The organism is Streptomyces sp. N35 (assembly GCF_016464295.1).
Classification (GTDB): domain Bacteria; phylum Actinomycetota; class Actinomycetes; order Streptomycetales; family Streptomycetaceae; genus Streptomyces.
The window spans coordinates 87,859-93,884 of sequence record NZ_JAEIMH010000008.1 but is presented as its reverse complement, the minus strand read 5'-3'; the positions used below and the strand labels follow the sequence as shown (position 1 = coordinate 93,884).

The following is a 6,026-nucleotide window of genomic DNA, read 5'->3' as shown; positions in this document are numbered from 1 at the left end:
CCGGGCGCGGGCGGGCCGCCCCGCGGCGGCCCGCCTTCGCCTATCGTTCTCGACCATGACGAAGACTTACGCGGCCCTCCTGCGCGGCATCAACGTCGGCGGCCGCGCCAAGGTCCCGATGGCCGAACTACGCACCCTGCTCACCGGCCTCGGATACGGCGAGGTCCGCACCCATCTGCAGAGCGGCAACGCGTTCTTCACCGCCGTGAAGGGCGATGAGCAGGCCCTGGCCGCGAAGATCTCGGCGGCGATCGAGCAGCACTTCGGCTTCCCCGTGGACTGCCTCGTCCGTGATCACACATATCTACGGAACGTCGCCGATGCCTGCCCCTTCCCGGCGGCGGACCTGGAGCCCAAGCAACTCCACGTCACTTATCTGTCGCGGCAGCCGGACCCCGAGCGGTACGCCGGACTCGATCAGGCGCCCTTCCTGCCCGAGGAGTTCCGGCTCGGCGACCGCTGCGTCTATCTCTACGCACCCGACGGCCTCGGCCGCTCCAAGCTGGGCGAAACCCTGTCGCGCCCGAAGCTGACCAAGGGCATGATCGCGACCACACGCAACTGGAACACCGTCACGAAGCTTGTGGAGCTGACCCATGGCTGAGCGGTCATCCGCCGTCACCGCGGCCATCGAAGGCGAGCTGCGGCTGCTCGACCCGGAGGTACGCCGGGACGCGAAGGCGGTCGGCGAGCTGCTGCACGAGGAGTTCACCGAGTTCGGGGCCTCGGGTCGCTTCTGGGACCGTGCGTCGATGATCGCGGCCCTGGAGGAGAGCGGCCTCGACGAGGGCTCACCGATCGTCGCGTCCCGGATGCGCGGCGTTCAGCTCGCCGACGATCTGGTCCAGCTCACCTTCGACACGGACAACGGCGGCCGCTGCGCCCACCGCAGTTCGCTGTGGCGACTCACGCCGCAGGGCTGGCGGCTCTGGTTCCACCAGGCCACGCCGTTCACGCCTCAGGCGTGAGACGGGCTCACCCCTGAGGCGTGAGCCCGTCCAGCCGCGCCAGCTCCTCGGCGCTCAGCCGCACGGCTCCCGCGTCCAGGTTCTCCTCCAGGTGCGCGAGCGAGCCCGTGCCCGGAGTCGGACACAGCACGGGGGAGTGGTGCAGCAGCCAGGCCAGCGCGATCTGACCGGGCGTCGCGTCATGGGCGCGCGCCACCGAGGCGCACACCGGATCCTCGGTCAACGCCCCGTTGCCCAGCGGAAACCACGGCAGGAACGCGATGCCGTGCCGCTCGCACAGCTTCAGGAGCGGGTCGGACCTGCGGTCGAGGAGGTTGTAGAGGTTCTGGACCGAGGCGATCGGGACGATGTCCAGGTCGAGCGCCCGCGTCAGATCGTCGGCCGTGATCGTGTCCAGGCCGACCTGCCGCACCTTGCCCTCGGCTCGCAGCTCCGCCAGCGTGCCGAGCTGGTCGGCGAGCGGAACCTCCGGGTCGAGCCGGTGCAGCTGATAGAGATCGATACGGTCGACCCGCAGCCGCCGCAGACTCGCCTCGCACATCGCGCGCAGACTCGAGGGACGGCCGTCGATGTGCCACGCGCTCGAACTGGTCCGCACCACACCGCCCTTGGTGGCGATCACCAGGTGCGCCGGATACGGGTGGAGGGCCTCGGCGACCAGCTCCTCGGCGACCGACGGACCGTAGTTGTCCGCCGTGTCGATCAGCGTCACGCCCCGCTCGACCGCCCGCCGCAGCACCGCCACCGCATCCGCGGCCGGTCCGCGTGAGCCCCAGTAGCCGGGGCCGGTCAGCTGGGCCGTGCCGTAGCCGAGCCGCCGTACGTCCAGGTCACCGCCGAGCGGAAAATGATCGATCATGTCGGGACGCTATCGGACCCCGTCCGGTGCGTGAGCAGCTGGGTCGTGCTGCCGTCGTCCTCGCGGACATCCTTGGTGTGCACGAAGCCGATCTTCTTCAGGACCTTGAGCGAGCGCGCGTTCTCCGCGTTCACGGTCGCGTGCACTTCGGTGAGGTGGAGAGCGTCATGGCCGTACGCGGTGAGCGCGGCGGCCAGCTCGGTGCCGAAGCCGTGGCCCCAGCTGTTCGCCGTGAGGCCGTAGACGATCTCGTGGCCGTTCAGCCAGGACTCGGGGGAGGGCTTGATCTCGGCGTGGCCGATATAGCGGCCCTCGTGGCGCACCGCCCACACGGGGAAGCGGTCCTCGGCGTAGATCATGCTGAAGATCCGGCCGAACAGGGCGCGGTCCTCGTCGGCCGGGCGCCGCTCGGGGCCGTCCCAGAACCACTGTCCGGACGCCGTGTCCTGGAAGAGGCGCACGAAATCCCCCTCGTCCGCCGGGACATACGGGGTCAGGACCAGGCGTTCGGTACGCAGTTCAGGAGTCACCTGGCCGACGCTAGGCAAACCGTCGCGTCCCGGCAACCAGGTTCCGGACACGGGCCGTCACGCGGTGAGCGCCGGCCGCAGGGGCAGGGCGATGCGGCACTCGTCGTACCGGGCGAGCAGCAGCCGCGCCACCTCGGGCGCCGGGCCGAGCACATCGGCCAGGACGTCCGCGCCCGCTTCCCGCGCACCCCGCGCGATCCGGTCCGGCAGAAAGCCCGGCGCGAGGACGTACGGAGCGACCGCGATCTTCCGTACGCCCTCGGCCCGCAGTTCCCGTACGGCGTCCTGTGTACGGGGCAGAGATGCGGAGGCGAACGCAGGCCGCACGGCACACCAACCGGTGCGCCGCCACTCCCGCGCGATTTCTGCGATCACTGCGATCGCCTCCGGGTCCGAAGAGCCCGCCGAGGCCAGGACGACCCCGGTCGAGCCGCGTTCACCGGGGCGCACCCCGGCTTCGTACAGCCGCCGCTCAAGAGCGGTGATCAACAGCGGCGACGGGCCGAGCACCGGCGCCTGCCGCACCCTGAGCCCCGGCAGCCGGACGGCCGCCTCGTGCAGGACGGCCGGTATGTCCGCCTTCGCGTGGAACGCGTGCGTGAGCAGCAGCGGAAGCGCCACGACCTCCCGTACGCCCTCGGCGGCGAGCCGCTCCAACACCTCGGGAACAGCGGGGGCGTTGAAGTCCAGGAACCCCGTCTCCACGCGCAGCCCGGGACGCTGCGCCCGCACCCGGCGGACCAGGGCGCGCACGGTCCGGGCATGGCGCGGGTCGCGGCTGCCGTGGGCGATGACGAGCAGAGTCGGGCGCATGGGGATCAGCTCTTGGTCAGCAGGCCGCGGCTGCGCAGGACGCGGCGCTCGATGGGGGCGAAGAGCAGCAGCTCGATGCCGATGCCCACGATCAGGATCAGCAGGATCGCGCTGAGCACCCAGGACATGTCCTGCAGTTCACGGCCCTGTTCGAGGAGCTGGCCGAGACCGACGCCCAGGTCGGCGGCGTTCACGATCAGTTCGGCCGCCATCAGGGAGCGCCAGGAGAAGGCCCAGCCCTGCTTGAGGCCCGCGATGTAGCCGGGCAGCGCGGCGGGCAGCAGGACGTGGCGTACGCCGTTGAGCCCCGTCGCGCCGATCACCCGGCCCGCGCGCAGATACAGCGGCGGCACCTGGTCGACGCCGGCCACCAGACCGTTGGCGATCGACGGGACCGCGCCAAGCAGCACCACCGCGTAGATGGTGGCGTCGCTCAGGCCGAACCAGATGATCGCGGCCGGCACCCACGCCACCGACGGCAGCGACTGCAGACCGGACAGGATCGGCCCGATCGCAGCCCGGACGACCTTGACGCGGGCCACGATCAGACCCAGCGGCGTACCGATCGCGACCGAGATCAGGAAGCCGAGCGCACCACGCGACAGCGAGGTCCACACGTAGTCGAGCAGCGTGCCTTCCAGCCACTTCTCCTGCAGCGTGCGGCCCACGTCGGCAGGGCTCGGGAGCAGATAGTGCTCCTTGACCTTGAAGTGGTACGCGAGCTGCCACAGGGCGAGGACGAGCCCGATGGCCACCAGCGGAGGCAGCGCCTTGGAGAGGAACTTGCGCCCCCACGCGGTGCGCTGGGCGGTCTGTGTCTCCAGGGCGTCGAGGCCGGCTTCCAGGCCGGCGAGGTCGCCCGCGTCCTTCGTGCCGTCGGTGCCCCTCGTATCGGACGAGGACGTGGTCTCAGTGCTGGCCATGTCGGCGGATCTCCCCCCGCAGTTGTTCGGTGATCTCGATGGAGAGGTCGGCGACCGCGCTGTCCTCGATCCGGCGCGGCTGCGGGATCCCGACCTCCCACTCACGGGCGATGCGCCCGGGGCGCGAGGAGAGCAGCACGACCCGCTCGGCGAGCCGCACCGCCTCGCGCACGTTGTGCGTGACGAACAGGACGGAGAGCCGGGTCTCGCGCCAGATGCGGGTCAGTTCGTCGTGCAGGACGTCACGGGTGATGGCGTCGAGCGCGGCGAACGGCTCGTCCATCAGGAGCAGTTGGCTGTCCTGCGCGATGGCCCGCGCCAGCGCGACCCGCTGGCGCATACCGCCGGACAGCTCGTGCACGCGCTTGCCGTACGCGCCCTTGAGGCGGACGATCTCGAGCAGCCGCTCGGCCTCGTCGCGCCGCTCGGTCTTGGCCAGGCCGCGCATCTTCAGGGCGAGTTCGATGTTCTTGCCCGCGGTGAGCCACGGGAAGAGGGCGTGCTCCTGGAACATCAGCGCGGGCCGCCCGCCCGGCACCTCGATCTCGCCGGCGCTCGGCTTGTCGAGGCCCGCGACCAGGTTGAGCAGCGTGGACTTACCGCAGCCCGAGGCCCCCAGGAGCGTGACGAACTCGCCCGGCGCGACATCGAGGGTGATGTCGTCGAGCACCAACTGCTGGGCGCCCGGCCGGCCGAAGGACTTGGAGACGTGCGAGAGCCGTGCCGCGTAGGGCTCGGACGCCGTGGTCGACTTGTCCACCGCGGCCTCGGTGAGCGTGGCTGCCATGACCGTCACCTCCTGGGGTCTCGTGAAAGGGACTTGGGCTACAGGGACTGGGCTTACTTGGCGCCGAGACCGGCGTCGTCGACCGAGGGCCTGCCCGCGGCGCTCAGGACCTTGTTGAGCGGCCGCAGGTCGTAGATGCCGTCGAGCAGCGGGTCCTTGAGCAGCCCGGCCTTCACCGCGTGCTGGGCCTCGTCACGCAGGGTCGAGGCCAGCGGATCGTCGAGGAACTCGACGTTCTTGAACGCCGGGTCGAGGATGTCGGCCGGCAACGGCTTGCCGGTCTCCTCCTTGAGCACCGCGTTGATGGCCTTCTTGGCCTCGTCCGGGTTCTTGCTGATCCACGCGTTGGTGTTCACCGAACCGCGCAGCACGGCCTCGACGACCTTCGGGTGCTTCTCCAGGAACTCCTGGCGGACGATGATGTTCGTGATCACGAACTTGCCGTCGTCCCACAGCTCCCGCTCGTCGAGCAGCACCTTGCCGCCTTCGGCGACCAGCTTGGACGCGGTCGGCTCGGGCACCCAGGCGCCGTCGATATCGCCGTTCTTGAAGGCGATCGGGGTGACCTTGTTGTCCGTACGGGCGATGTTGACGTCGCCCTTGCCGCTGGTCGCGTCGACCTTGTAGCCCTTCTCGGCCAGGTAGTTGAGGAGCGCGACGTCCTGGGTGTTGCCCAGCTGCGGGGTCGCGATCGTCTTGCCCTCGAGGTCGTCGAGCGACTTGATCTTCTTCGGGTTCACCACGAGCGAGACACCGCCGGACGCGGAGCCCGAGACGATGCGCAGGCTCTTGCCCTGGGACTTGGTGTAGCCGTTGATGGCCGGCGAGGGGCCGATCCAGCCGATGTCGATGGCACCGGAATTGAGCGCCTCGATCTCGGCGGGGCCCGCGTTGAAGACCTGGGACTTGACCTTGGTGCCGCCCAGTTCCTTCTGGATCAGACCGCCTTCGCCGAGGCCGACCAGGGCGGTGCCGTGGGTGACGTTGGCGAAGTAGCCGATCTTGACTTCGGAGAGTCCGTCGATCGCCTTCCCCTGCGCGACGGGGGAGGCCTTGTCGCCGCCCGTGTCCTCGCCCTTCGACCCGTAACCGCAGGCGGTCAGGGCGAGCAGCGGAAGCGTGATCGCGGCGACGGCGATGCGCTGG

Annotated in this window: 8 protein-coding genes; 2 read left to right on the top strand and 6 right to left on the bottom strand. The window is 70.1% G+C overall.

From position 1 onward, the window contains the following. The first annotated feature begins 55 nt into the window (after positions 1-55). Together JAO81_RS06920 and JAO81_RS06915 are read left to right on the top strand one after the other, a co-directional pair. Positions 56-604, top strand: coding sequence for a DUF1697 domain-containing protein (locus JAO81_RS06920; RefSeq protein ID WP_199546876.1), 549 nt, complete (start codon positions 56-58; stop codon positions 602-604). Beyond that, positions 597-968, top strand: coding sequence for a DUF4440 domain-containing protein (locus JAO81_RS06915; protein WP_199546875.1), 372 nt, complete (start codon positions 597-599; stop codon positions 966-968). The genes JAO81_RS06920 and JAO81_RS06915 overlap by 8 nt, the downstream gene beginning before the upstream one ends. 7 nt (positions 969-975) lie before the next feature. Here JAO81_RS06915 and JAO81_RS06910 read toward each other — a convergent pair whose 3' ends face one another. Genes JAO81_RS06910 through JAO81_RS06885 form a run of 6 tightly spaced genes read right to left on the bottom strand, consistent with a single transcriptional unit; the run spans position 976 to position 6,019 of the window. Next, on the bottom strand, positions 976-1,827 hold the full coding sequence (locus tag JAO81_RS06910) for an aldo/keto reductase (RefSeq protein ID WP_199546874.1): 852 nt from the start codon (positions 1,825-1,827) through the stop codon (positions 976-978). Further along, entirely contained in the window at positions 1,824-2,357 is a 534-nt protein-coding gene (locus tag JAO81_RS06905; RefSeq protein ID WP_199546873.1) for a GNAT family N-acetyltransferase, read from the bottom strand. The genes JAO81_RS06910 and JAO81_RS06905 overlap by 4 nt, the downstream gene beginning before the upstream one ends. A gap of 57 nt (positions 2,358-2,414) precedes the next feature. After that, on the bottom strand, positions 2,415-3,170 hold the full coding sequence (locus JAO81_RS06900; RefSeq protein WP_199546872.1) for a sirohydrochlorin chelatase: 756 nt from the start codon (positions 3,168-3,170) through the stop codon (positions 2,415-2,417). Between the two features lie 5 nt (positions 3,171-3,175). Then, positions 3,176-4,093: an ABC transporter permease gene (locus JAO81_RS06895; RefSeq protein WP_199546871.1), complete on the bottom strand. Its 918-nt coding sequence runs from the start codon at positions 4,091-4,093 to the stop codon at positions 3,176-3,178. Further along, on the bottom strand, positions 4,080-4,880 hold the full coding sequence (locus JAO81_RS06890) for an ABC transporter ATP-binding protein (RefSeq protein ID WP_199546870.1): 801 nt from the start codon (positions 4,878-4,880) through the stop codon (positions 4,080-4,082). Before JAO81_RS06890 ends, JAO81_RS06895 begins: the two co-directional genes overlap by 14 nt. Before the next feature lie 53 nt (positions 4,881-4,933). Beyond that, positions 4,934-6,019 (bottom strand): aliphatic sulfonate ABC transporter substrate-binding protein, encoded by a 1,086-nt coding sequence (locus JAO81_RS06885; protein WP_374194265.1) that lies wholly within the window; start codon positions 6,017-6,019, stop codon positions 4,934-4,936. Between the last annotated feature and the right edge of the window lie 7 nt (positions 6,020-6,026).